General features: G+C 62.4%; 21 protein-coding genes and 1 tRNA gene. 15 read left to right on the top strand and 7 right to left on the bottom strand.

The window, feature by feature from the left end; translation table 11 throughout:
• The first annotated feature begins 66 nt into the window (after positions 1–66).
• Both HGI47_RS04025 and HGI47_RS04020 read left to right on the top strand, forming a co-directional pair.
• Positions 67–1,224, top strand: coding sequence for a L,D-transpeptidase (locus HGI47_RS04025; RefSeq protein ID WP_168851512.1), 1,158 nt, complete (start codon positions 67–69; stop codon positions 1,222–1,224).
• A 64-nt stretch (positions 1,225–1,288) separates the two neighbouring features.
• Positions 1,289–3,235, top strand: a complete 1,947-nt coding sequence (locus HGI47_RS04020; RefSeq protein ID WP_168851511.1) for an OPT family oligopeptide transporter — start codon at positions 1,289–1,291, stop codon at positions 3,233–3,235.
• Here the strand turns inward: HGI47_RS04020 and HGI47_RS04015 are convergent.
• The gene (locus HGI47_RS04015; RefSeq protein ID WP_168851510.1) at positions 3,232–3,609 is read right to left on the bottom strand and encodes a hypothetical protein; all 378 of its coding nucleotides are present in this window, start codon (positions 3,607–3,609) and stop codon (positions 3,232–3,234) included. The genes HGI47_RS04020 and HGI47_RS04015 overlap by 4 nt on opposite strands.
• Before the next feature lie 107 nt (positions 3,610–3,716).
• Here HGI47_RS04015 and efp point away from each other — a divergent pair, with 107 nt between their 5' ends.
• The 3 genes from efp (at position 3,717) to HGI47_RS04000 (ending at position 5,232) form a co-directional block, all read left to right on the top strand.
• Complete coding sequence (gene efp, locus HGI47_RS04010; protein ID WP_168851509.1) at positions 3,717–4,280, top strand: elongation factor P; 564 nt, start codon at positions 3,717–3,719, stop codon at positions 4,278–4,280.
• Between the two features lie 3 nt (positions 4,281–4,283).
• Entirely contained in the window at positions 4,284–5,108 is an 825-nt protein-coding gene (locus HGI47_RS04005; protein WP_168851508.1) for an inositol monophosphatase family protein, read from the top strand.
• Positions 5,109–5,148: 40 nt separating this feature from the next.
• Positions 5,149–5,232: transfer RNA gene (locus tag HGI47_RS04000), tRNA-Leu, on the top strand.
• A 648-nt stretch (positions 5,233–5,880) separates the two neighbouring features.
• Here HGI47_RS04000 and HGI47_RS03995 read toward each other — a convergent pair.
• From HGI47_RS03995 to HGI47_RS03985, 3 genes are all read right to left on the bottom strand, one after another.
• On the bottom strand, positions 5,881–7,281 hold the full coding sequence (locus HGI47_RS03995) for a TolC family protein (protein ID WP_240949973.1): 1,401 nt from the start codon (positions 7,279–7,281) through the stop codon (positions 5,881–5,883).
• A 61-nt stretch (positions 7,282–7,342) separates the two neighbouring features.
• Complete coding sequence (locus tag HGI47_RS03990) at positions 7,343–7,489, bottom strand: hypothetical protein (RefSeq protein WP_168851506.1); 147 nt, start codon at positions 7,487–7,489, stop codon at positions 7,343–7,345.
• Between the two features lie 27 nt (positions 7,490–7,516).
• Complete coding sequence (locus HGI47_RS03985; RefSeq protein WP_206065986.1) at positions 7,517–9,415, bottom strand: hypothetical protein; 1,899 nt, start codon at positions 9,413–9,415, stop codon at positions 7,517–7,519.
• A gap of 141 nt (positions 9,416–9,556) precedes the next feature.
• On the opposite strand from HGI47_RS03985, the gene HGI47_RS03980 reads away from it, so the two are divergent.
• From HGI47_RS03980 to HGI47_RS03970, 3 genes are read left to right on the top strand one after another with little or no spacing between them, the layout of a single operon-like run.
• Entirely contained in the window at positions 9,557–10,651 is a 1,095-nt protein-coding gene (locus tag HGI47_RS03980; protein WP_168851504.1) for an HlyD family secretion protein, read from the top strand.
• A 2-nt stretch (positions 10,652–10,653) separates the two neighbouring features.
• Entirely contained in the window at positions 10,654–13,335 is a 2,682-nt protein-coding gene (locus HGI47_RS03975) for a cysteine peptidase family C39 domain-containing protein (protein WP_168851503.1), read from the top strand.
• Positions 13,332–15,455, top strand: coding sequence for an ABC transporter ATP-binding protein (locus HGI47_RS03970; RefSeq protein ID WP_168851502.1), 2,124 nt, complete (start codon positions 13,332–13,334; stop codon positions 15,453–15,455). The genes HGI47_RS03975 and HGI47_RS03970 overlap by 4 nt, the downstream gene beginning before the upstream one ends.
• Here the strand turns inward: HGI47_RS03970 and HGI47_RS03965 are convergent.
• Positions 15,452–16,627 (bottom strand): class I SAM-dependent methyltransferase, encoded by a 1,176-nt coding sequence (locus HGI47_RS03965; protein ID WP_168851501.1) that lies wholly within the window; start codon positions 16,625–16,627, stop codon positions 15,452–15,454. The two genes, HGI47_RS03970 and HGI47_RS03965, sit on opposite strands and share 4 nt — an antisense overlap.
• A gap of 107 nt (positions 16,628–16,734) precedes the next feature.
• On the opposite strand from HGI47_RS03965, the gene HGI47_RS03960 reads away from it, so the two are divergent.
• Genes HGI47_RS03960 through HGI47_RS03945 form a run of 4 tightly spaced genes read left to right on the top strand, consistent with a single transcriptional unit; the run spans position 16,735 to position 19,847 of the window.
• A complete protein-coding gene (locus HGI47_RS03960) occupies positions 16,735–17,274 on the top strand; it encodes an RNA polymerase sigma factor (RefSeq protein ID WP_168851500.1) in 540 nt (179 codons plus the stop codon).
• The gene (locus HGI47_RS03955; RefSeq protein WP_168851499.1) at positions 17,271–17,930 is read left to right on the top strand and encodes a hypothetical protein; all 660 of its coding nucleotides are present in this window, start codon (positions 17,271–17,273) and stop codon (positions 17,928–17,930) included. The genes HGI47_RS03960 and HGI47_RS03955 overlap by 4 nt, the downstream gene beginning before the upstream one ends.
• A complete protein-coding gene (locus HGI47_RS03950; protein ID WP_168851498.1) occupies positions 17,927–19,207 on the top strand; it encodes a S8 family serine peptidase in 1,281 nt (426 codons plus the stop codon). The genes HGI47_RS03955 and HGI47_RS03950 overlap by 4 nt, the downstream gene beginning before the upstream one ends.
• Complete coding sequence (locus HGI47_RS03945) at positions 19,131–19,847, top strand: TorF family putative porin (protein ID WP_168851497.1); 717 nt, start codon at positions 19,131–19,133, stop codon at positions 19,845–19,847. The genes HGI47_RS03950 and HGI47_RS03945 overlap by 77 nt, the downstream gene beginning before the upstream one ends.
• 52 nt (positions 19,848–19,899) lie before the next feature.
• Here the strand turns inward: HGI47_RS03945 and HGI47_RS03940 are convergent, their stop codons facing one another.
• The gene (locus tag HGI47_RS03940; RefSeq protein ID WP_168851496.1) at positions 19,900–21,393 is read right to left on the bottom strand and encodes a S8 family serine peptidase; all 1,494 of its coding nucleotides are present in this window, start codon (positions 21,391–21,393) and stop codon (positions 19,900–19,902) included.
• 177 nt (positions 21,394–21,570) lie between these two features.
• Between HGI47_RS03940 and HGI47_RS03935 the strand changes: the two genes are divergently transcribed.
• Entirely contained in the window at positions 21,571–22,095 is a 525-nt protein-coding gene (locus HGI47_RS03935) for an RNA polymerase sigma factor (RefSeq protein ID WP_168851495.1), read from the top strand.
• A complete protein-coding gene (locus HGI47_RS03930) occupies positions 22,092–22,799 on the top strand; it encodes an anti-sigma factor (protein WP_168851494.1) in 708 nt (235 codons plus the stop codon). Before HGI47_RS03935 ends, HGI47_RS03930 begins: the two co-directional genes overlap by 4 nt.
• Before the next feature lie 27 nt (positions 22,800–22,826).
• On the opposite strand, the gene HGI47_RS03925 is transcribed toward HGI47_RS03930, so the two are convergent.
• Complete coding sequence (locus HGI47_RS03925; RefSeq protein ID WP_168851493.1) at positions 22,827–23,915, bottom strand: hypothetical protein; 1,089 nt, start codon at positions 23,913–23,915, stop codon at positions 22,827–22,829.
• Between the two features lie 212 nt (positions 23,916–24,127).
• On the opposite strand from HGI47_RS03925, the gene HGI47_RS03920 reads away from it, so the two are divergent.
• A complete protein-coding gene (locus tag HGI47_RS03920; protein ID WP_168851492.1) occupies positions 24,128–24,421 on the top strand; it encodes a hypothetical protein in 294 nt (97 codons plus the stop codon).
• Positions 24,422–24,464: the final 43 nt, after the last annotated feature.

Raw genomic sequence — 24,464 nt, 5'->3', positions numbered from 1 at the left:
ATCGCAAACGCCGGAACAAGCGAGCAGGGCAGGGCATTGTAGCAGGGCAACCATATTGGAGCCTCAATGCCCCGCTTCACCGCCGCTGCGCTTGCCGTCCTTGCACTTTCTGCCTGCAATTCCGAAAAACCGGCGCCTTCGCCAAGCGAAAGCGCAGCAGCCACGCCGTCGTTCGTCGTGCCGATGGCGTCGAATGATCCTGCAGCCGGACAGCCTGCTCCGTCTGAGGACGCAGCACGCCCGGTCATGCAAGCCCAGGTCGTTCTTGAAAGGCTTGGATTCTTGCCAGGCGTGATCGACGGCAAGACGGGCTTATCGACCACCAACGCCGTAACCGGGTTTCAGAAAGCGAACGGGTTGCAGGCGACGGGCAAGTTCGACGATCCTACGATGAAGGCCTTGGGCCGATGGTCAAACATCGCCGCAACGCGCGTTGTCACCATCCCCGAAGATTTCGCGCGAGGCAGGTTCGAACCCCTGCCCAAAGACCCGGCGCAGCAGGCGAAGCTGCCAGAAATCGGCTATACCTCGCTCGAAGAAAAGCTTGCCGAGCGTTTTCACACCACGCCTGAAGTGCTGCGCGGCCTTAACCCGGCCTTGGCACAGCATGCCGCCGCTCGTGCGGATGCAGTACAGCAGCGCAAAACGCTCAATCCGCCCACGACAAGCCCGTTGCCGCCTGAGCCATATCGCGCGGGCCTTCAGATCAGGGTGCCCAATACCGGCGGTGACCGGATCGACCCGGCAAAGGTCGAAAACAAGGGCTGGCTGGCAACGCTTGCCACACTGGGGGTCGGCGATGCGCAACCAGATGTGGCGCGGATCGTGGTGAGCAAGTCCAAAGGCACGCTCGAAGCTTATGACAAGGCAGACAAACTCGTTGCCGTGTTCACCGTGACGACCGGATCAAGCCGCGATCCGCTGCCTCTGGGCGATTGGAAAATCAACGGCAAGTCCTACAACCCCGAATTTTCCTATGATGCCAGCCTGTTCTGGGATGTTCCTGACAGCAAAGGTGAACATCTGCTGCCGCCCGGCCCCAACGGCCCTGTCGGCGTCGTGTGGATCGATCTCTCCAAGGAACACTACGGCATCCACGGCACGCCAGAACCGCAAACCATTGGCCGCGCCGAAAGCCACGGCTGCGTGCGCCTCACCAACTGGGACGCCGCGCGTCTTGCGCAAATGGTGACCGGATCGACGAAGGTTTCGTTTGTAAGCTGATGCAGCTTTCCATGTGACGCTTGCCGTGCAAGACAGGCGGTCAGACACATCGGGTGGAGCGCGTATGACCGGACCGACCACAAGGGAACTGACACTGCGTGGGGTGGTGCTGGGCGCACTTCTGACGGTCGTGTTTACCGCTGCAAACGTCTATCTCGGGCTGCGGATCGGGCTGACATTCGCCACCTCGATTCCCGCAGCGGTCATCTCGATGGCAGTGCTGAGAGCATTTTCTGGCGCGACGATTCAGGAAAACAATATCGTCCAGACGATTGCGAGTTCAGCGGGTACGCTTTCGGCCATCGTTTTCGTATTGCCCGGCCTGGTTATGGTCGGATGGTGGGCAGATTTCCCCTATTGGGAATCGGTCGCGGTGATCGCTGTCGGCGGCGTGCTGGGCGTGATGTATTCGGTGCCGCTGCGCCGCGCGCTGGTGACTGGGTCCGATCTGCCCTACCCCGAAGGCGTTGCCGCTGCCGAAGTGCTGAAAGTCGGCGCGGGCGTGGGCGGGGCGGAGGAAAACCGCAAGGGCCTTGCCGCCGTTACTGCCGGAGGCCTGCTTGCTGCGCTCTACCCGCTGCTCGCTAAAATGAAGCTGGCAGCCGAAGAAGTGGGCGGCGCGTTCAAGGTCGGGTCTGGCGGCTCGATGCTGTTCGGCGGTCTTTCACTGGCGCTTGTCGGTGTCGGCCATCTCGTCGGCCTTGCGGTTGGCATCGCCATGCTTGTGGGCATCGTGATCAGCTTCGGCGTCCTGCTCCCCCAGTTGACAGCAGGCAGCATTCCGGCGGGGGCGGACCTTGCCGATTTCGTCGGCACCGTGTTCCGCCAGAAAATCCGTTTCATCGGTGCAGGGACCATAGGCGTTGCCGCAATCTGGACTTTGCTGCGGGTGATCGGGCCGATTGTGCGCGGCGTGACCGCCGCGATTGCCGCCAATGCCTCACGCAAGGATGGTGGCATCGATAGCCTCGACATCACTGAGCGTGATATTCCTATCGGCATTGTCGGCGGCACAATTCTCGCCTCGATGATCCCGATTGCTTTGCTTCTGGCCGACTTTGCGGTTGGTGGCCCGGTGGCAGCCGCACTGGGCATGACGCTTGTTTCTTCAGTCGTTTATGTGTTGATCGCTGGCATCATCATCGCGTCGGTCTGCGGCTATATGGCAGGCCTGATCGGCGCGTCGAACAGCCCGATTTCGGGGGTAGGCATCCTCGCCGCACTGGGCATCTCGCTGCTTCTGCTCGGCCTGTTCGGGCAGGGCGGGTCAGAGGCGGATACGAAAGCGCTCGTCGCCTTTGCGCTGTTCGTCACTGCCATCGTTTTCGGCGTTGCCACGATTTCGAACGACAACCTGCAGGATCTCAAGACTGGCCAGCTTGTCGGCGCGACGCCTTGGCGTCAGCAGGTCGCCTTGATCCTTGGCGTGCTGTTCGGCGCTTTGGTGATCCCGCCGATCCTCGATCTGCTCAACTCCACGTTCGGCTTCCAGGGTGCGCCGGGGGCAGGGGAGAATGCGCTATCGGCCCCGCAAGCGTCACTTATCTCGGCCATTGCGCAGGGCGTGCTGGGCGGCAGTCTCGATTGGTATCTGGTCGGGTTGGGCGCAGCAATCGGCGCGGGTGTGATCGTGGTGGATGAATTGCTCAAACGTTCGGGCAAGGGCGCGCTGCCACCGCTCGCGGTTGGTATGGGCATGTATCTGCCAACGCAGGTGACGCTCATGGTTATTCTCGGCACCGTTCTGGGGCACTTTTACAACCGCTGGGCTGCGCGCCAATCCGCGCCTGAATTTGCCGAACGCATGGGCGTGCTCACCGCCACCGGCCTGATCGTTGGTGACAGCCTGTTCAACATCGCGTTTGCTGCAATCGTGGCCGGGACAGACAATCCCGAAGCCTTGGCCGTGGTAGAAAATTTCCCGGCGAGCCTGCTATTCGGCATTGCGGCATTCACCGCGATCATCGCCTATGCCTACTGGCGGATGCGGCGCGATAGTGCGGCTGCTTAACCGGGGTTCGCTATGCTGATCGGCCCTGCGTGAACGCAGCGCAGGCCTGTCGGCGTGTCGTCCCGCGCCACTTCGCGCAGGATTTCCTCGCCATCCATCACGAACCTGCGGCCCGCAAATACCCCGCTTGTCAGCGTTAGCCGGTCTGCCAACCTGAGGTAGGAACCGGTAGTGCCATCGGGCGCAACATAGCTCGAATCCGCAATCGTCTCGAACCCCAGTTCGGGCTTTTCGGTTGCCAGCGTATTGGCATCGCCCGGCACCTCGCAGGTCCAGTCCCCCTTCTGCAGAACCATCAGTTTTCCGCCGGGCACGGCTTGCGCGGCACTGGCCACAGAAAGGGCAATGATGGCGATCATAACGAGCTGCTTCATACCGCCCCGCTAGCACGCTCGGCCCATTTCAGGCAATCGCGCTTGAAGCTTGGGCACCGAACGGCTAAGGGCCGCGCTTCCCTACACACGGTAAGGCTCTTTCCATCATGAAGATCAGCGGCGTGGACATCCGTCCGGGCAATATCCTGGAATACGAAAAGGGCATCTGGAAGGTCGCCAAGACCCAGCATACCCAACCCGGCAAGGGTGGCGCGTTTATGCAGGTCGAAATGAAGAACCTGATCGATGGCCGCAAGACCAACGTCCGCTTCCGCAGCGCCGACACGGTTGAGCGCGTGCGCCTCGACACCAAGGATTTCCAGTTCCTCTATGCAGAGGGCGATGATCTGGTGTTCATGGACGTGGAAACATACGACCAGATTACGCTGCCCAAGGATCTGCTCGGCGGTGCCGAGGCCTTCCTTCAGGATGGCATGACCGCCGTTCTCGAAATGTATGATGATCGCCCGATTTCGGTTCAGCTTCCCGAACAGGTCGAAGCCACCATCGTCGAGGCCGATGCCGTGGTGAAAGGGCAGACCGCCTCGTCGTCCTACAAGCCCGCGATTCTAGACAATGGCGTGCGCGTCATGGTTCCGCCCCACATCGAAAGCGGCACGCGCATCATCGTGGACGTTTACGAACGCACTTACGTCGGCAAGGCGAACTGATCGATGGCAGCCATTTCCGGCCTGATGCGCGTGATGGAACGCGCGGCGCGCAAGGCGGGTGGACGCCTGCGCCGCGACTTTGGCGAGATCGAGCATCTTCAGGTTTCGAAGAAAGGCCCTGCGGATTTCGTTTCGAAGGCCGATCAGCATTCCGAACGCACGCTGTGGGACGAACTCCGCACCGCGCGTCCGGGCTGGGGCTTCCTGATGGAAGAAGGCGGCGAGATCGCCGGTGAAGAGGGCAAGCCCCGCTTCATCATCGATCCGCTCGACGGCACGACCAACTTCCTCCACGGCATCCCGCACTTCGCGATTTCCATCGCGGTGCAGGAACCCACGCTGGATGGCAGAGGCTGGGGCGACGTTACCGCAGCGCTGGTCTATCAGCCGATCACGGATGAAAGCTTCTGGGCCGAAAAGGCGCAAGGGGCGTGGTTGCAGGATCGCCGCCTGCGCGTTTCTGCCCGCCGCCATCTGGATGAAGCGCTGATCGCCACCGGCATTCCCTTCGCCGGTCGGGGCGATATCAACGAATGGGCGCGCATCTACGCCGAACTCGGACCGCGCATTGCCGGGATTCGCCGCTTCGGTGTGGCCTCGCTCGATCTCGCGTGGGTTGCAGCCGGTCGTTTCGACGGATTCTGGGAAAGCGGTCTCTATCCGTGGGACACCGCCGCGGGCTGCCTTCTGGTGCGCGAGGCGGGTGGCTTCGTGTCCGACTACAAGGGCCGTTCGCAGCCGATCTGCGACGAAACCGTGCTGGCCGGGAACGATGCGCTCCACTCAAAGCTCCACAAGCTTTTGGCAGGCGCGCTGCGTAACACTTGACCTATCGTGATGGCACTGGCTAAGGCCCGTGCCATTCCGTGCCCCTGTGGCGGAATGGTAGACGCGAACGACTCAAAATCGTTTGTAGCAATACGTGCCCGTTCGAGTCGGGCCAGGGGCACCACCACCAGTCAACGCTGGGCGTCGTTGCTATTCCGGTCGAAAGACTGGCCTCAAGGACTGAACTCTGTCCCGAGTTGGCGATTTGCGTGTCCAAGACCGTCACAGCGTCCACGAACATCTTATGCACCCCGAACGAAAGGGTCTGTCCTCTTCGCGGCGCTTCTCTGAGGTCAACTTACCGAATCGCGCGGTCAAACTCTGCGTGCTGCCCAGTGCCAACATCTTCCATGATAAAGAGGGATTTTACGCCCGCTTCCGCAGGCTTGCAGGGCCTGTGTAGGAACCGCATGTCAAGATGCATCCGGCTGTACATTTAAAGCAGGACTTCATCGACGGGATCTGACGAGTCCGTTACCAGCTCGATCATCCACCGGAACTGGGGTGGTCTGTCGTTAGTCCCTGTGTAGGTTGATTCGGCAAACTCATCCACGATATCATAGTTGCCTATGCTCTGTGGCTCACCGTCCTGTTATTCGGCAGAGAGGCGCATGCAGATGTAAAAAGGATCTCTTGAATAAGCCTTGACTTCCTGATTGCAATTATTATTCTATCTTATTATTATGGTAATTATAATATAATATTTATAAAATCTATTGAAATTCTAGATATTAATTCAAAATATATTTTTGAAGACGTGTGTGGTTATTTTTCATGTCGCTCTACCTAAAGATTGTAGAACATCTGCTAAATTGTGATAGCAAATTGTTTGAATAAAAATTTGAGCCGATGTGCGTTCGATATACATGATCTCTACGTCTATCAGGGCTAGTCTGCCGATTGTTCCGTTCTTGGCGCGGCCATTTGCCGCCGCAAGCATTGAGGACGCGGACTGTTCTTGTTCGTTGGCGTGGGAGAGAACGGTTTTGCAGTTGTTATAGGCCTGCAGATGATTGTTCACGTCTCGCACAGCGCTGAGTACGGTTTCGCGGTATCTTGCATCTGCAAGCGCCACTTCGGCGTCTCGCCCTGCGATGCGAGCTTTTTGCCGCGCGCCATCAAGCACGGGTATCGAGAAAAGAGCGCCCAAAAGCAGGCTTGCGGCTCCGCCTGATAAAATCTGGCCGAGGCTGGACGAGGCAGCGCCACCCGATGCAGTCAGGCCGAATGTGGGCAGCCAGCCCCTGCGAGCCGAAACGAGGCGCTGGTCCGCTGCCATCAGGTGGCTGCGGGCGGCGGCAATGTCGGGACGGCGCACGAGGAGTTCGGACGGCAATCCGGCGGCGATTTGTGGCAGTTGGATTGTAGGTTCGGCAGCAGCAGCGGGGAAAATTGGTGTCGTTTCACCCAAAAGAAAGCCCAATTCTCGCGCTGCCGTGGCGTGAGATAACTGGAGGTCCGACCGGTGTTGGAGCGCGGCCTTCAGGCGTGATTGCGCCGTGTCTACCTCCTGCAGGGCAACCTGTCCTATGTCGCGGCGGCGCTGCATGATGACGCTTGCTTCCTGAAGCAGCCTCACCGCACGGTCTGCGTCGATCTGTGCGGCGGACAGGGCCTTCAGTGAAAGCCAGGTCCGCACGACGCGCCCTTCCATCAGCAACTTTGCATCTTCAAGGAGTGCTGCTGCAGCCGAGGCATCAAGACGCTCTGCGGCCCTTTCGCCCGAAAGACGATCTAGCACGTCCACTTCCCAACTGACGTTCATACGACCGGAATAGAGATTGCCGCTTTCCCCAGCAGCATTGATCAGCGGGCCTTGCACACTGGTTGCGCTGGCATCCACGCTGGCAAACGGGCCTTGCGAGGCGCGGCCTGCGCGTGCGGCAGCTTCTGCTGCGGCAAGGCGGGCGCGGGCTTGGGCGATCGTGGTGTTGGCGGCGTGGAGACGTTCGATCAGCGATGCGAGTTGGGGATCACCAAAGACGCTCCACCAAGGCGCGTTTGAAACCGGAGTGCCGTCGCCGGTGTTGCTTTCGTATTGCTCAGGCAGTGAAATCGGAGGAAGGCCATCCTTCGCCGCGGCAAAGGTTCCGGTCGTCGCAACAGATAGAGCAATCAAGCTCGCAAGCGCTAAGCGTACAGTGACAAAACGGCGCAATTCTTGAAAAGTCATTGTCATGCCAATGCGGTGAATGGATGGCCGGACGTTCCGACCACCCATTGCAACCTGCTGGTCAGAGACCGGCGCAGCGCGTGGTCGAAACGACGACCGGGCTGCTGTGAACTTCGACTTCGGGGGTGTCAGGACCGGTCGACTTCTTCTTGCCGCTCGGAACGGTGCCACTCTTGGCGCCAGCGCGCAGGTTGGTCTTGATCTTCATGGGTGCTTCCTCTTCACTTGATCGTGCTCATGCACGGGTATCCGCTGCCGGTTTGGCAGGCGAATGGGCGGACTTCCGGCCGACGCCGGGAGTGATCTCGATTGTCTGGGCGTCGACATGGATGTGCAGGTCGAACAACTCCCCCAGTTCATCGGGGAGGAACGGAACGCTGCGCTGGTCAGCGCCCATCAGGATGTTGTGCAGGTTGATGTTCTGCAGGGTCAGACGGTCTGCCGGTTCGCCCCGTTGCAGCAGTTTTGCTGTGCGAGCCTGGATCGCTTCTGCCAGCGCTACTATGTTGCGAGCGATGGTAAGGAACACCACTACCTGATCAGCGAACGCTGCGGACAGCGCCGGGTTGGCATCGGCAAAGCGGCGCGACACAGCGGCTTCGAGTGTGGCTGCGGCTTGCGCTGTGCCCGGACCTTCAGGGCGTGACAGCAATGTGGAAAGGTGTGGTTCGTCGCTGCCTGCACCCAACCCCTGCGCGCAGGAGGCGAACATATCGTCGTAAACGGCCTCGCGGTGCATGCGCCATTCCTCGCTGGCGAGGAAGGATCGGTGGCTTAGCGCTGCAAAATGCCCGGCAAAGCGATCGGCCAGTTCCTGTTCGGCGGTTGATCCACCGGCCAGAAGAGCATGGAGCCGGTCGTAACAGCGCGCCATCGCTGGCCAGAGCGCAAAGACCGCGCCGAAAGTCTGCAGGCCGAGCAGGCCGTAATCCATCGCCGGTTCGATCAGGGCCGCCGTTGCTTGCAGTTCGGGATCGATCTCGGCATCGAAGCCACTGCGCGGCGCTTGTCCGCTGAGCAGCACGCCAAGGAAATCCTCGACCATGAAGCGCGGCCCGGCGCAGACGCCGTGTTCCGAATGGAACAGGAAATTGCGGTCGGCATAGGCCAAGATTGTTTCGATGGTGACCGGTGCATCAGGCCGCTGCATCGGCTCGAACAGCGGAACGAAAAGCATGTGATGCATGACCATCCGCAAACCGTCCGTCACGCGAAACAGGTTTGACAGCGCCGGGTGCAGATCACCGTTTGCGACGCGCCCGTCGTTCCGCAACAGCATGTAACTGGGCAGGGCGAGCACGCAGACGGCAAGCCGTTCGACATGGGCGACCGTCCAGCCTGCACGCGCTTGCGGGAAGCGGCGCAGATAGGCTTCGCGGATCGGCAGGAGCAGACCCATCATCTGCCGCCAATGTGCGCGCATTGCCTTGAGCGCGGTCATGTTCATCGGCTTGTCCGGCTGATAGCGGTTGCCGGCATAGGGGCAGCCACGCCATTCGGTCGGCACTTCGGTGCGTGCGGCAGCGGGAAAGGCATTCGCCTCCCCCACGTGCCGCCCATCGCGATCCAGAAAGATGTGCGCGGTGCGGAATACGGGAACCACGACTTCGAGCCAGTAGGTATCGAGCGCGGTGCCGGTCAGGTCGGCCATCAACAATTGTGGATCGGTCCAGCAACGCGCAACGGCCATCGGTGCTGGCGGCAGCGGCGATGGCATTGGGCGATTGTCATGCCGCGCTGCTGCGGCGGCAAGACTGCTGGCGGGAACAACGAGGCCTTCTTCCAGCAAGGCTTCAAGCATCGGTGCCGTTTCGGCCCAGTCGAGCCCTGCAGCGTGCGCCAGATCGACGGCGCTGAAATCGCCACCGCTGACCAAAGCTTTGGCAAAGGCGAAGTGGCGCGGATCGTCCCACGACACTTCCTTGCCAGCATGGAAGAGCGTCAGCAGCGGTGCGACATCGCTATCGACCGTGTGCTGGAGAACAGCGGCGCGAGCCATTGGCAGCGCCAGCACGTCATGCGGATGAAGAGCCTGTGCGCCCTCCATTTCCGCGCTAACCTGAAGCTCTGCAACTGGCACCGTGCCATTCCCATTCCCGTGATCCGATGCCTGGAAAACGCGGGCAATCTGCAATTATTCCGCATATTCTTTTTTATTTTTTGCGCGGAATAATGCCGTTGCCGATCCGTTGAATCCCTCGCGCAGTGATCGTGAGGGGCAATGGCAGTATCGTTTTCACGCACGACCCGGGCGCTTGCCGCAGACACGGCTCGAATGCCCCGATTGGCCATTCTTGTGGCGCTTGCCCTGCTGGCACTATGGAGCCTGTGGTTCGTTACCGGTCGCGTCGGCGTCCATGCCGTATCGCAGAAGGCGCGGCTGGAAGTGGCCTCGTCATCGGGGCAGATTTCGGCGGTTCACGGCGGCAAGCTGACAGTATTCCGCTTGCAGATCGGACAGAGGGTGAAGGCGGGCGAAATCCTGGCCGAGCTTGACGCCGAGCTGCACAAGCTGCGCCTTGCCGAAGCTGAAGCCCGGCTGGCGGGTTTTCCCGCACGGATTGCTGCGCTCAAGCGTCAGCAGGCGGCGGCGCAGGATGCCACCTCGGGCGCTGCCCGCTCTGCCGATGCCGCGCTTGCCGCGGCACGTGCGCGCTCGCGCGGGGCGGAGGCTGAGGCCTCGTTCAACGATGATCTGGCCGAGCGCCAGCGCATGGATAGCGAAGCGGGTGGCATGGCACCTGTCGATGCCGCACGTGCGGCAACCGAAGCGCGCAAAGCCGATGCCACGCGCGATGCCCTTGTGCGTGAACAACAGCGTCTTGCCTGGGAGACACAATCCGCGCAGGCGGACCGGGCGGTTGATGCTGCCAGTATCGATAGTCTACTGGCTCAGTCGGCAAGCGAGTGGGTCGCCGCGCAAGCTCTCGTCGCGCAGCTACGGGCCGAACTTGACGCGCAACGCATCCGTGCGCCGTTCGATGGCGTGATCGGCGATGTCGCAGTGCTTCGTCGGGGCGAGGTTCTGGCCCCCGGCACGCGCCTTGCCACAATTGTGCCGCATGGCGATTTGCGGATCGTCGCCACGTTCGATGCGGCGCGAGGCGTAGGGCGGTTGAGCGAGGGGCAGCCTGCGCGGCTCCGGCTCGATGGATTTGCTTGGACGCAATATGGCGATTTTCCCGCCCGGATTGAGCGGGTGGCGGCCGAGGCCGATGGACAGGCGCTGCGCGTGGAATTGCTGATGCCGCGCGCCAGTGCGGGCGCACTCACCTTGCGCCACGGCATGACGGGTAAAGTCGATGTGATGATAGAGGAAGTCTCGCCGCTCATTCTGCTGCTGCGCACGCTGGGGCAGTGGGCGGCATGACCATGCCGTGGTTCACTGCCCGCTCACGCAATCGCCGGCTGTTCGCACCCGAAGTGGTGCAGACCTCCTCGATGGATTGCGGCCCGGCGGCGCTCAAATGCCTGCTCGAAGGGCATGGCGTGCCGATCAGCTATGGCCGCCTGCGTGAGGCCTGCCAAACCAGCGTGGACGGCACTTCGATCGACACGATCGAGGCGGTGGCGCAGCAACTGGGCCTTCGCGCAGAGCAGGTTCTGGTGCCGCAGGACTTTGTCTGCCTTGACGATGCGGGTTCCCTTCCGGCCATCGTCGTCGTGCGCCATGCAGATGCCGCCACGCATTTCGTGGTCGTGTGGGCGCGGCACGGGAACTGGCTGCAGATCATGGATCCTGCGTCCGGGCGGCGCTGGGTCTCATCGCGCCGGTTCGAGCAGGACATCTTCGCGCACGAACAATCGGTTGAGGCGGTCGACTGGCGGGCGTGGTGTGACAGCGAAGACTTTCGCGGGCCGATGCGTCTGCGGCTCGCTGAACTCGGCTTTGGTCAAGGTGAGGCCGAAGAACTGATCGGCGAAGCCGCTGGCGATCCGGGCTGGTTCGCGTTCGGTGCGCTCGATGCGGCGGTGCGGCTGTGCGCGTCACTTGCGTCGGCTGGAGGACTGGCGAAAGGAGACGAGGCTGCGCGCGTGACTGCTGCGTTGTTCCGGGACACCACGAGCAGCGGGAACGACATCTTCGCAATCATCCCGCCTGCCTACTGGTCGGCCCGACCCGATGTGACCAACACCGATCCCACGCGCGAAATGTTGCGCATACGTGGGGGTGTGATGCTGCGGACCCGCGGGCACCAAGGCGAAGTCTCGTCCGAAGCGCTGGCGACGTTGCCGCCGGAACTCGTCGCGGCACTCGGCGAACGTACGCCCAAACCATTGCAGCAGTTCTGGACAATGTTGCGGCAGGACGCAGCGTTTCGTCCACGACTGGCCGCTTCTGCGATTGGTGTCCAAGCACTGATGCTGATGGTCCAAGCGGCGGTGTTTCGCGGGCTGATCGATATAGCGGAGCATCTTGAATTGCCGTTGCAGCGCATCGTCGCGCTGGTGGCCGTGGCGGGGCTGGTCATGTTGGCCAGTGTGCTCGATCTTGGTCTCGCTGCTGCCGCCATCGGGCAGGGGCGCAGGCTGGAGACACGGTTGCGCCGGGCAATCCTCGGCAAGTTGCCGCGCTTGAAGGACAGATACTTCCAGAGCCGCCCGATCACTGACATGGCTGACCGCAGCCACAACATTCACTTGGTGCGTGGCCTGCCCGCTTTAGCGATGCAGGGAGTGCAGGCGCTGAGTGAGCTGGTGTTGACGTTGCTGGCGGTGGCATGGATCGCGCCGGGGAGTTTTGGGTGGGCCTTGGTGCTCGCAGGTGCCGCCTTGGTGCTGCCGATCGCGCTGCAACCGCTGATCAACGAGCGTGACCTGCGCGTGCGCAATCATGGAGGCGCGCTGCATGGTTTCTACCTCGACGCCTTGCTTGGCCTAGCCCCGATCCGCGCGCATCGCGCGCAGGCAGCCGTTGCGCGGCAACACGAAGGCCTGCTGGTGGAATGGACCCGCGCCTCTCGTGGGCTGGCGCGCTGGTCGGTGCTGGCCGAGGCGTTGCTACTGATCGTCACCACCGGTCTTTCTGCGCTGCTGCTGATGCGGCATTTTGCCGCAAGTGGCGGGGTTAGCGGCGCGGACCTGCTGCTGGTGTTCTGGACGCTGCGTCTGCCCGCCGCTGCGGCGCAACTGGGCAGCCTTGCGCGTAGCTACCCGGCGATGCGCAATGCCCTGCTGCGCCAGATGGAGCCGCTGGATGCGCCCGAAGAGGCCGAAAGCGAAGCGCCCGCGCAAGTTTCATCGAATACCGGCGCAGCGCGCGTCGTGATTACGGGCGGGCATTTGGTTGCTGGGGGACACACCATTCTGTCCGATCTCGATCTGGTGATCGAACCGGGTGAGCACGTCGCCATTGTCGGGCGGTCCGGGGCAGGCAAATCGTCGCTGCTTGGGCTCCTGCTGGGCTGGCATCGATTGGATGAGGGCAGCTTGATGGTTGATGGCGCGCCTCTGGACGCGGCGGCGCTAGCCGCATTGCGCCGCGATTGCGCATGGGTCGATCCGCAGGTCCAGTTGTGGAACCGGTCGCTGCTCGACAATCTGACTTATGCAGTCGGCAGTCGAGATCTCCTGCGGGTGCAGACATTGCTCGAATCTAGCGGACTGAGGGAGCTTGCTGGCCGGTTGGCGCAAGGTCTGCAAACACCCATCGGCGAAGGTGGCGGTTTGCTGTCGGGGGGCGAGGGGCAGCGCGTGCGGCTAGGGCGCGCGCTGCTTTCGCCGTCCTCACGCCTTGCCCTGCTGGACGAGCCTTTTCGCGGGCTTGATCGCCAGCAGCGCGGAGACCTGCTGAAAGCGGCGCGACGGCAATGGGAGGACGTGACCATGCTTTGCGTCACGCACGACATTGCCGAAACGCTCGATTTCCCGCGTGTGCTGGTGATCGAGGACGGCTGCTTGGTCGAGGATGGAAACCCCCAGCGGCTCGCCAGACGGCACAGCCGCTACCGCGCGCTGCTCCATGCCGAAACCCACGTGACACGCACGATGTGGCAGGGTGCGCAATGGCGCCGCTGGCGCGTGTCGGGCGGCAGTGTGAGCGAAGCCGCATGAGCGTGGCAATGGACGCATTTCTGGGCAGGGCGCTGTGGCCGATCACCAGCGCGGGCGAGGCATTGGAAGTGCTGGCGCAGCGCCACGGCCTTGTTGCATCGGATTCCGCTCTCGTTTCGGGCGCGTTTGATGAAGACAATGCAGACGCATGGCTGGATTGGGCGGGGCAGCAGATCGGGATTGAGACCCTGCCCGCGCAAGCCAAAGTGCGCGAACTTCCTGCGTTTCTGATGCACGGCGGACCGGCGCTGATCCGGGTCGATGCGGGAGAGCGATGCGGCACTCTGGCGCTGACCGGAGCACGACGTGGTACGCCGGCTTTCCTCTGCCCCGATGGCAGCGTGGCAAGCGCAGGAGCTGCCAACATCGCCGCGATACTCTATCGCAACCATGCCGAAAAGCTCATGCCGGAAGTGGCGCGGATCGTGGCCGCAGCGGGCGTTTCGGACGAGCGCACAAGCAGCGTTTCTTCAGCACTGATCGCAGAGCGCATCGGCGGCGAGGACGTGACCGGGCTGACAATGCTCCGCTTGCCCCCCGACGCAGATTTCCTGCAGCAATTCCGTCATGCTCGGCTGCCGTGGCGGCTGGCGCAGATTGTCGGCCTGTTCGTGCTGCTCTATGGCGCGGAGCTGTGGAGCTGGAGCCTGATTGGCGGGGCGACGCTTTCGGGCAGGCTCGATTGGGGCTGGCTGACGGCGTGGCTGCTGCTGGCATTCACGATGATGCCGGGGCACTTGCTGGCCGGTTGGAACGAGGCCGTTTTCGGGCTGGAAACCGGACGTCTGGTCAAGTCACGCCTTTTGGCCGGCGCGCTGGCTCTGCCGCCCGACAGCGTCAAACGGCAGGGCGTTGGCGCGCTGATTGGCAAGGTCATGGAATCACAGGCGCTGGAAGGGCTGGCGCTCGGTGGAGCCTTCTCCGTGCTGGTCGGGCTGATCGAACTCGGCTTTGCCTTCTGGGTGCTGGGACAGGGCGCTGCGCCGGTGCTCCACGGTTCCTTGCTGTGCGGATTTGCCGTGCTGACGGTGCTGATGGCCGGGCAATATCACCGCCGCATCATCGAGTGGACGCGCGACCGGCTGGGCATGACCGACTATCTGATCGAGGCTATGATAGGCCACCGCACACGGCTGGCACAAGAGCGTGCGGACCGGCGAGACTTGGCCGAAGATGGCCAACTCGTGCGCTATCAGGGGAAATCCGCGGCGATGGACCGCACAGCCTTGCGCTTTGGCTCGGGGCTGGCGAGTGCCTGGCTGATAGCCGCTATCCTCGCGCTGGGGCCTTCGGTTGCCAGAAGCCCTGCGCCATCGGGCGTGCTTTTGGCGATCAGCCTTGGCGGAGTGATGCTGGCGCAGCGAGCGCTGGGCGCGGTTGGCAGCGGGCTGTCCAGCCTGTCACGCGCAAGCTTTGCATGGGAACAGGTGCGCACGATCTTCCAAGCCGGAAAGCGCACTGCCCCATCGCCTTCGCGCATTGCAAGTACAGAAGGCGGCGGATCGGACAGCGGACCAGTGCTGGAAGGCCAGAACATCGCATTTGCACACGAAGAGGGACACAAACCGGTGCTAAGCGGCGTGGACTTCACCATAAACGCAGGCGACCGTATCCTGATGGAGGGACCATCGGGTGGAGGGAAGTCGACGCTGGCCAATCTGCTCACCGGCTTGCGCAAGGCCGACAATGGTCTGTTGCTGCTCGACGGGCTTGATCGCCATACTATCGGCAATGACTGGCACGGGCGGGTGACGTCTGCGCCTCAATTCCATGACAACCACATCCTGAGCGGCACACTGGCCTTTAATCTGCTGATGGGGCGGCAATGGCCACCGTCGGTGACCGATCTGAAGGCCGCTGAGCAGATGTGCGAAAGGCTGGATCTGGGCGATCTGTTGCGCAAGATGCCCGGTGGCCTGCATCAGCAGGTTGGCGAAACCGGATGGCAGCTATCGCATGGCGAGCGTAGCCGGGTATTTCTGGCCCGCGCCCTGCTGCAAAAGGCGCAGGTCACGATCCTCGATGAAAGCTTTGCCTCGCTCGATCCTGCAACGATGGACCGCTGCCTGACAACCGCGCTGGAAGAAGCCGAAACGCTGGTCGTTATCGCGCACCCTTAGGGGTAGGCAATGACCTGCGGTGTTTCTGGCTCCCAGCTTTCGATGTCGAAGCTGGTCGCCCCACGCTGGAAATGCAGCACCGCCCAATCCATCGAGGCTTGCAGAGCTTCTTCGCTCGCCACGCCGCACTTGGCCTCAATGCGCTTCCACACCTGTTGTGGATTAAGGCCAGTCGTAGCGAGATGGGAATCGGACAGAAACGCGCGGGCAAAGCCGGTCCCCATCGGTCGGGGCTGGTGATAGAGGGCAATTCCTGCGCCGACTATCGGTGCGCGGCCTGCACGTGCGTGCTGCGGGTCATGGCGTTCCACTTGCGGCGCATCCAGCGCGGCAAAAAGCAGCGACAGCCTGCGGAACAAGGCGCGGGCGCTTTGTACAAAGGGGACTTGAGCCTTGTCACCCAGCGGTGTCCTGTCGCCCAGAATCCAGCTAAGCGGATGGTCTTGCGGCAAGTTCATCGCGGCGTGAATCACCACGAAGCTGCCGCCTTCGGCCAGTACCCGGCATACGCCCTTGCACACGGCAATGTCATCAAGCCAGTGCAACGCCTGCGAGATCGTGACGAGATCATAGGTGCCGTCATGCTGGGCAAGCCGGTTGCAGCTCTCGTTGATCGCCTCAAGCACCAGTCCGCGCCGCGCTGCTTCTTCGGTTGCAGTAGCAACGAAGCCGCGCGACAGCTCCATGATCGTGACGTGAGGCGTCCGCTCGGCGAGAGTGAGCGCGAGGCTGCCGGGGCCTGAGGCAAGGTCGAGTGCGCGCGACTGTTCACCCAGTCCGCTCTGTGCGGCAATGCTGGCGGCGATGGCGGTGGGAAACGGGCGATGCTCCAGATAGTCGCGCGCCATTTCCTTGCCATAGCGAGAGAGTTCGTCGGCAGGTTCATGAAGCACGCCTGCTGCGATCATTTCGGCAATCGCGCGTTCTATCCGGCGTCGCTCGGCAGCGGTATTGCTGGCCGGGCGCATGGCCAGCAGTGCGGTGATGGCGCGCTCAACCATCAGGCCGCCCTTGCGACCGAACAGCGCCAGCAGCATCCGCTCGCGTTCATTCAGCCAGAACTGCGCATAGGGTTCCACCTCGCCAAGCGCGAAGGGGCTTCCATCTGCAGCGTGGCACAGGGCGAAGTTGGGCGAAGCCGCCAGCTTGCGCGGCGTTTTAACGTAGGGCATCGAAGGCTTCAACGCTTTCTGGTTGCGGTTATTCCCCTGCGTTGCGGAAAAATCTGCAGCAAATGAGAATAAACCGCGATCCGATCCGTTGATCGGGTGGAGGCATGATGGCCGGTGCGGTAACCATGGGGGCAAGTGAGGAGGTGCGCGCACGGATCGTCGCGTTCCTGCCGCGCTTGCGCCGGTTCTGCAGGGGTCTGGCTGGCGGCAACGCCGATCGTGGCGATGATCTGTTGCAGGCAACCGTTGAGCGGGCGCTTGCGCGGATCGAGCAGTGGCAACCCGGGACGAGCCTGGAGAACTGGATATTCAAGATGGCGTCCAATCTCCACATCGACCTTCTGCGCAGCCAGCGGACACGCGGCATTGCTGTGGATGTCGAGGAAGTGGCCGAGCTTCCCGGTGACGATGAACTGGCGCGGATGGAGTTCCGTTCGGAACTCGATGCGGTGCGGGCAGGGCTTGCCGCCATGCCGGGAGATTTGCGAATGGTAATGACGACAGTCGTGCTGGACGGACAGAGCTACAAGGATGCAGCCGAATGCCTTGGCGTGCCGATTGGCACAGTGATGAGCCGGCTTTCGCGTGCGCGGCAGTTTCTTGACGCATACGTACGGCGGAGCCCGGAAAGGATCGCGGCGGCATGACCGACGAACATGGCAAGCCAGACGATCTGGCTATCGCAGCCTGGCTGGACGGCGAATTGGACGAGGATGGAGCGACCCGCATGGCAAAGCTTGTGGCATCGGATGATAGCCTCGGCCTGCGGGCCGAGCGTATCAGGCACCTTGATGGACTGGTACGACAGGCTGTGCCTGAAGAGCATGTTCCTGCAGAACTGCTGGAACGGCTCGGCCTTGCCAGCGCGCCGGTGTCGGCAGAGGTGGTCGATCTTTCCGCTGCGCGCCGGGCGAGGGCCGAAACTGGTGCGACAAAGGTAGTTCCCGAGCGCCGGTTCAACCTTTCGCGCCTTGCCGCGCAAGTGGCATTGGTGGCGGGGTTGGGACTTGCTGTGACGCTTTGGAAAAATACGGCGAGCGAGCGTGACGCACCGTTCCGTACACTGAGCAACGCCGGCCATTCAGCGCCTGCCAATGGCGTGGTGGTCTTCGCCCCCGGCACCGATGCCGCAGCGGCGCGGGCCATCGCCGGGGCTGCAGGGGCCGCGCTGGTCGGTACTCCCAATGACGCGGGTGCGTGGAAGCTTGCCATGCCTGCCGGTCGGCGCGCGGATATTCTGGCCTCTCTGCGCCGTGACGAGCGGGTAACGCTGGCCGAGCCCATCGACGGACAAACCCCATGAACGGCGTGAAGGCAGCAATCTCCGCAATCCTCCTGTCGCTCGCAGGGGTTTGGTCCTTGCCTGTTACCGCCACGGAAGTTGCGCCCGAGCAGGAGGAGGCTGCCTCAGATCGGCGGGTGATGGTTATGCTCAAGCTGGGCGCGGATCATTATCGTGCCGGGGGTGACTATGGCGGGCCCTATGGCGACGTCATGGGCGAGAAGGCCCGGCTGCGCATCGCAAGGAGCATCGCCCGGCGCTATCGCCTGACTTTGATCGAAGCATGGCCGATGCAGTTGATCGGGGTCGACTGCGTTATCATGGGGATCAACGATGATCGCTCTGCCGCTGCGGTGGCAGAGGAGATTTCGAAGCTGCCCGGGGTCGAATGGTCGCAGCCACTTAACGAATATCGCATGCAGGCAGGCGCGACGAAGCAGGGCTACAATGATCGGCTGTTCGGTGCGCAGGCGTGGAACCTGCCTCGCCTGCATCGCATGGCTACTGGCCGGGGTGTGACCGTGGCCATCGTCGATAGCAGGATCGATACGCGCCATCCCGACTTTGCCGGCAAGATCGTTATCGCGCCCGATTTTGTCGTGCCCAAACGGATGGTTGCTGAAAGTCATGGCACCGGGGTAGCGGGCATCATCGCCGCGCAGCCAAACAATGCGTTGGGGATCGCCGGTGTGGCACCCGATGCGCGCGTATTGGGCTTGCGCGCCTGCTGGGAGCGCCCCCTCGGCGGAGCCACCGTCTGCGATACGCTCAGCCTTGCCAAAGCGCTTACGTTTGCGCTCGAAAACAAGGCTGATGTCATAAATCTCAGCCTGACCGGGCCGCAAGACCGCCTGCTCGAAACGCTTATCGGTCTGGCAATAAAGCGAAATCTCACGATTGTGGCGGCAGTTGACAAGCAGCGTCCGCAATCCAGCTTTCCGGCCTTCGTTCCGGGCGTGCTGCCTGTGTCCGACGAACGATTGCCAAGCGGAATGCCACCGGTCTACATAGCGCCGGGCAGGGATATTCCGACGACGGGGCCGGACGGCAAATGGACGATGGTAAGCGGGAGTTCGTTTGCGGCGGCGCACGTGAGTGGCCTCGCGGCGCTCATGCACCAGATTCACAGCCTACGCTTTCGTACCGCTTCAGGGTCAACACTGATGGGACCGCGCGGGGCCATCGATGCCTGCGCGGCATTGGTGCGGGTATCGCAGCTTGATGGAGACTGCTCGAAGTCTCATCAAGTGGCTGATCTGCGCGGGCTTTGCCCTGCCTTTTGCCAGTGCGCTCAGTAGTCCAGCATATGGCCAGTTCGCTGGCAGCATCGCGCTCTCCTCAAATGAGATGTTTCGCGGTGAAACGATCAGCGCCAACGATCCTGCGCTTTCGCTTTCGCTGAGCCTTGACGACGAGAGCGGCCTGTTTGCCGGAGTGGCTGCCAGCGTCGCGGCTGGCAACTCCGATCCACGGATGACCTATGCCAGCCAGTATGCCGGGTACGCCAAGCGCTTTGGCGAGACATCAGTTGAGGCCGGTATCATTCACCGCACGTACGAGCGCGTGGTCGACACCGAATACCGCAAGGATTTCGTCGAGATCTACGCGGGCGTCACGCACAAGTCGCTGAAGGCGCGATTTTTTGTTTCACCCAATTATCGCCGCGATAAGCGCGCCAGCTACTACGGTGAGATCAACGCGCGGCTGATCGGCTTCCATCAATGGAGCCTCGACGGGCATGCTGGCATTTCGCTTCAGCCGGGACATCAAGGCTCCGGAACGAACCTCAAAATGCAGACCTACCGTGACTGGCGGCTCCAGATCAGCCGCCCCGTGGGCAAGCTTTTCCTGTCCGGTGGCGTCGCTGCTACCAATTATCCGGTCTACAGCCCCATCGGCAAAGCGCGAATTTTCGCTTCGGCCAGCTACGCTTTTTGATTTGCTATGCTGCGTTTCCGGATGTCGCGACACTGCGACCACACCGAGCGTGCTATTCGATCAGGCCGTGGCCGTACGTATCATCAAAACCCGCTGGCCCAAGATCGCGCGCTGCGGCTTTCAACTGGTCACGACAGGCGGCCGCAGTCCCGCCCTTTGCGCGGCAACGCGCGATCCAGCCGGCGACGTGCGGCGTGGCAAACGAAGTGCCGTCGAACGCCGCAAGCCCCCCGGCTGAGCGGGCGGCGATGACGCCGACGCCTTGCGCTGCCACGGTCACATAGCTGCCCCGGTTGGCATAACGATATATCCGCTTGTCCCGATCAACGGCAGTCACGGCCACCACGCCCGGAACAGCGGCGGGATAGGCAGGCGGCGCGGTGGGACCACCGTTGCCTGCTGCCGCGACGACCTGCACGCCGCGCAACAGCGCATCGCGGATCAGGCGGTCAAGTATGGCGTTGCGCGGCCCGGCAAGGCTCATGTTCACCGTCGGCACCTTGCTCGAAACCATCCATTCGAACGCCTGCGCAATCACGTCGGCGGAGGTGAAAGGACGGCTTGCCGGTCCGCGAAAGATATTGGCCAAAAAGATCGTTGCCGACCCTTCGCCCGCCAGCAGCGAGGCAACTGCTGTGCCATGCTCCAATGGAGCCGTCGGCAGATTGCCCGAAGGCCAAGCGACAAGCCGCGCTTTGCCCAGCGCAGGATGCTTGCCGACCGCTGTGTCGATCATCCCCACGGTCAGGGATGTACTGCCACGGGCGATAGTCAGCGCCTTGGTGCCAATGCGTTTGCCGTGCGATCCTGCCGTCAAATTCAGCCCGTAATAGTGCACCAGATCGACGACGACTGCCGGCGCGATCTCTCGCAGTTGCTCGCGCGCTCTCATTGATGTCAAACCTTCGGGTGCTGCCAGCCGCACGATCTCGCGATCAAGCCCTTCGAGCTTCTGCCGTTCGATCAGGCGAAAGCCTTTGGCTTGAGCAGCAATCAGAGCCTCTGCCGGAAGGTCCATCGCCACCACTTCGCCGCGCCGAACCGGAAAACCGTCAGCGTCGTGCTCGGCACTCTCGGTCCGAGCAAGATCGCGCAGTTCGGCGCTGCTGCCCTTTTGCCCACTGTCGTCGTTCGCATCCTCGGCAAGTTCGGCCAATTCCTTGGCAGCATCTTCCGCCGCATCTTCAGCGTCCTTGGCGGCGTCCTCGGCCTCCTTCGCAGCGTCTTCAGCGAAATCTTCGGCGATTTTGGCGCGCTCTTCGGCGGCTTTCGTTTCATCGCGCGTCTTTTCCGCGTCAATCTTGGCAAGGTCTTCGGCGGCACGGCCCGTATCGCGCGCTGCGCGCTCTTCGATCTTCGCGCGATCCTCGGCGGCCCGTCCTGCTGCCGCATTGGCACGCTCGGTTGCGCGTTCGGCGTCTCTATCCTGCCGTTCCTGCGCTCGTGATCCGCGCGGCTCGTCATCGGGAGGGCGCGCGACGCCTGACACCGTGTTCACCAGCGCGGTTAGCGCAAATGCTGCAATCACAGTCGTATAGCGCGTCATTCCCAACCCTGCCGTCATGCGATCCGCAACGCCTGCGAAAATGCACCGTCAGATACCAGAACGGATCAGATCGCGGTCTATTCCCGATTGCACCGCACTTGTGTAGCTAACCCATAGGTTTTTTGTCGGGGGCAGGGGAATAGAGCACTACGATGTGCGTTGTGGCGGAGACATTTGATGCCTGATGGGTCGGCCAAGGCGAGAGCGCTGCAGCAGGCGATCATTGCGGCATTGCCCAAATTGCGCCGATTTTGCCACGCTATGGCGGCAAGCCCGGCTGATGGAGACGACTTGATGCAGGCGACGGTCGAAAAGGCGCTCGTCCATGGTGACCAGTTCCGTGAAGGATCGCGCGCTGACAGTTGGATGTATCGCATCGCGCAGAACCTCCACATCGACAAGGTCCGCTCAACGCGCCGACGCGGCACTGTGGTCCCAGTGGAGGATGCGTTCGATCTGGTGGGCGATGATGGACGCGCGACGACCGAATCCCGCTCAGACCTTGCCGCCGCGCAGCGTGCGCTTGAAACAGTGCCCGATGATCAACGAGCAGCCTTTGTGCTCGTCGTCGTCGAAGGCCTCAGCTACAAGGAAGCCGCTGAAACCCTGGGCGTTCCGATCGGCACGATCATGAGCAGGATTGCCCGCGCCAGAGGCCGCATCGAGCAGGCCCTGAAGGGCGATGCAGGAACCATCCAATGACCGACGATACCGAAGAACAACTCGCCGCGTTCCTTGACGGAGCGATGGACGACGAGTCCGCAGCAGCTTTCGAGGTGCGGCTTTCGGCCGACCCAGAACTTGCTGCCCGCGCGGAACTCTGGCTTGCCAACGACCGGCGCATCGCTGCGGCTTTTGCACCGTTGGCGGAATATCCGATCAGCCCGGAATTGCTGGCGCGGATGGGGCTGATGCAAGAGGATGCTGCCGAGGTGCGCGCGCCTGTTGCCGCCAACGACAATCCGCCGTGGTGGCGCCGCTATGCCTTGCCGCTGGGCGGTGCTGTTGCGGCCAGCCTTGTTGCGGTGCTTTCCCTGCCGCGCGGCGGTGGGGAGCCGCAGCGCGATCTGTCGTTCGCGCTGGAAACGGGTCGTTCGCTTGAAGCCGTGCGTCTGGCCGATGGGTCCACGGTTACGCCGACCCTCACCGTCAAGGCCGCCGATGGTCGCTGGTGCCGGGAATACCGCCAGCAGGCTGCGGTGGGCCTTGCTTGTCGCGATGGTGGCAACTGGAAGGTCGAAGGAACAGGTGCAGGCGCCGGTCCTGCTGATGGTTCCGAAATCGGCGTGGCATCAGGCGCAGATAGCGCTTCGCTCGCCGGTGCTTTTGCCAGAATCGGTGCGTCCGATCCGCTCGGCATCAAGGAAGAGGGCGATCTGATTGCGCGGGGTTGGCAGGAGCGCTGACGCTCCCGCCATTGGCCTAAGTACCGGTCAGTTCAGGCGGTAACTCAGCGAAAGCCCGCCCGCAAAGTCGGCGCTCCCACGGTTCAGACCGGTTGATCCGAACACCTGCAGGCGCAGTTTGGGCGTTACGCCCACGTTGACCCATCCGGTTACTTCGCTGCTGGGTGAATTGCCGGCGACGACGGACTGCTGCCAGTCATAGTCCGCCCCAACCACCGTACCGTCGCTGAGGCGATAGCTTGCGCCGCCGCCAAAGCCCCACGTGTTGCGCAGCGTCGATCCGGCAGGCTTGCCAAGAAAGCGGTGCCGCGCACCAAGATAGATCGTCGCCTCGCCGACATCCTTGACCAGATCGCCCCCCATCGTGACATCGACTTTGCCGGTGCCCAATCTCTTCGCCTTCGATGCGGTCGGCAACTTGATGCGGCTCGACACGTCGAAATACGTCGCATTGCCGAAATCCAGTGAATAGGCGAGCGTGACGGCAATGTCGCCAAGGCCGCCCCGGCGATTGCCGGTCGTGCCAGGTAGACCCGTGCCGGTGTTCCCGCCCGAGACATTGCCGCCCGTGGTCGGTGCATCATCAGAACCGCCCGAATTGGAGCCCCCTGAGCCGCCTGAACCAGAACCGCTGGATCCCGATCCTGAATCGCCGGAGCCGGAATTTCCAGATCCAGAGTTTCCGGAACCGGAGTTACCCGACCCCGAATTGCTCGATCCCGAACTGCCCGATCCAGAGTTTCCGGACCCTGAGTTGCCCGAACCCGAATTGTCCGAACGTCCGGCACTGTCATCAAAGCCGGTGTCGTCGCCAAACCCGGCGTCGCGGCCCTGCGGCGTGTCGAGCAGACTACCCGGACCGTCGATATGCACATAGGGCACCGAAACACGCACCGAAAAGCCACCGCGCCGATACTTCAGCGCAACCGGCACAGACACCACCTTGGTATCCTGCGTATCGCCGTAGTCACCCTGCGAATAATTCACGCCAGTGCTTATCCGCCAGGTTCCCGGATCGGCCTGTGCCGCCTCGTCTGCCTCTTGCGCGAACGCGATATCCGGCACTGCCAGCGCCGCTGCCGTGGCCAGCAACACACGATTGAAAGCTTTTTTCATCTGTCCCCCAGAAAACCCGTTCCCCGTCGATCACGGTCAGGCCCGGCTGCGAACCGAACCCTCCCGAACAAGGACAACGTCTGGTGGAGCGACTTATTCTCTGCGGTCCGCCTGTGATCGAAAAATTCGTGTGGGGGATGGAATAGCTGGCACGAGGCGGCGTTGTCGCAGCACCTTGGCTTCACGGGAAGCCATGAGCAGGAGAGTCTCACATGTCTCAAAACTTCAACCGCCTTATCGTTTCGGCGACCCTGATCGCCGCCGCCCTCACTATTCCGGGGCAGGCCTCCGCTCGCCGCGGCGCAGACGATCCGGCCGGCCACGTCCGCCAGTGCCGCGGTTGCGATGATGCCCCCGACCATGTGCGTCGTTCGCGCGGCGCAGATGATGCCGCCGGTGACGATCGTCGTGCTCGCAGCCAGAGCCGGGACAATGCCCGCAATGAAGATCGCCCCAGCCGCGGTCAGGACGATCATGGCCGTAATCGCGGTTCCGACAGGAACTAGGCCTCGTTGCCACAAGGGATTCCCAACCGCGATGAGTTCTGAT

It is taken from the genome of Novosphingobium sp. ERN07, from assembly GCF_012641335.1.
Classification (GTDB): domain Bacteria; phylum Pseudomonadota; class Alphaproteobacteria; order Sphingomonadales; family Sphingomonadaceae; genus Novosphingobium.
Note: the sequence above shows the minus strand (reverse complement) of the source record. Positions and strands in the feature narration are given on the sequence as shown.

Bases quoted from the DNA above. Each gene is read 5' to 3' on its own strand.
- HGI47_RS03925 (WP_168851493.1), bottom strand. From the start codon at position 23,915: ATGAAAAAAGCTTTCAATCGTGTGTTGCTGGCCACGGCAGCGGCGCTG.
- HGI47_RS03940 (WP_168851496.1), bottom strand. From the start codon at position 21,393: ATGACGCGCTATACGACTGTGATTGCAGCATTTGCGCTAACCGCGCTG.
- HGI47_RS04025 (WP_168851512.1), top strand. From the start codon at position 67: ATGCCCCGCTTCACCGCCGCTGCGCTTGCCGTCCTTGCACTTTCTGCC.
- HGI47_RS03930 (WP_168851494.1), top strand. From the start codon at position 22,092: ATGACCGACGATACCGAAGAACAACTCGCCGCGTTCCTTGACGGAGCG.
- HGI47_RS04020 (WP_168851511.1), top strand. From the start codon at position 1,289: ATGACCGGACCGACCACAAGGGAACTGACACTGCGTGGGGTGGTGCTG.
- HGI47_RS03975 (WP_168851503.1), top strand. From the start codon at position 10,654: ATGCCGTGGTTCACTGCCCGCTCACGCAATCGCCGGCTGTTCGCACCC.
- HGI47_RS03935 (WP_168851495.1), top strand. From the start codon at position 21,571: ATGCCTGATGGGTCGGCCAAGGCGAGAGCGCTGCAGCAGGCGATCATT.
- HGI47_RS03955 (WP_168851499.1), top strand. From the start codon at position 17,271: ATGACCGACGAACATGGCAAGCCAGACGATCTGGCTATCGCAGCCTGG.
- HGI47_RS03980 (WP_168851504.1), top strand. From the start codon at position 9,557: ATGCCCCGATTGGCCATTCTTGTGGCGCTTGCCCTGCTGGCACTATGG.
- HGI47_RS03990 (WP_168851506.1), bottom strand. From the start codon at position 7,489: ATGAAGATCAAGACCAACCTGCGCGCTGGCGCCAAGAGTGGCACCGTT.
- HGI47_RS03950 (WP_168851498.1), top strand. From the start codon at position 17,927: ATGAACGGCGTGAAGGCAGCAATCTCCGCAATCCTCCTGTCGCTCGCA.
- HGI47_RS03920 (WP_168851492.1), top strand. From the start codon at position 24,128: ATGTCTCAAAACTTCAACCGCCTTATCGTTTCGGCGACCCTGATCGCC.
- efp (WP_168851509.1), top strand. From the start codon at position 3,717: ATGAAGATCAGCGGCGTGGACATCCGTCCGGGCAATATCCTGGAATAC.
- HGI47_RS03970 (WP_168851502.1), top strand. From the start codon at position 13,332: ATGAGCGTGGCAATGGACGCATTTCTGGGCAGGGCGCTGTGGCCGATC.
- HGI47_RS04005 (WP_168851508.1), top strand. From the start codon at position 4,284: ATGGCAGCCATTTCCGGCCTGATGCGCGTGATGGAACGCGCGGCGCGC.
- HGI47_RS03995 (WP_240949973.1), bottom strand. From the start codon at position 7,281: ATGACTTTTCAAGAATTGCGCCGTTTTGTCACTGTACGCTTAGCGCTT.
- HGI47_RS03965 (WP_168851501.1), bottom strand. From the start codon at position 16,627: ATGCCCTACGTTAAAACGCCGCGCAAGCTGGCGGCTTCGCCCAACTTC.
- HGI47_RS03960 (WP_168851500.1), top strand. From the start codon at position 16,735: ATGGCCGGTGCGGTAACCATGGGGGCAAGTGAGGAGGTGCGCGCACGG.
- HGI47_RS04015 (WP_168851510.1), bottom strand. From the start codon at position 3,609: ATGAAGCAGCTCGTTATGATCGCCATCATTGCCCTTTCTGTGGCCAGT.
- HGI47_RS03945 (WP_168851497.1), top strand. From the start codon at position 19,131: ATGGAGACTGCTCGAAGTCTCATCAAGTGGCTGATCTGCGCGGGCTTT.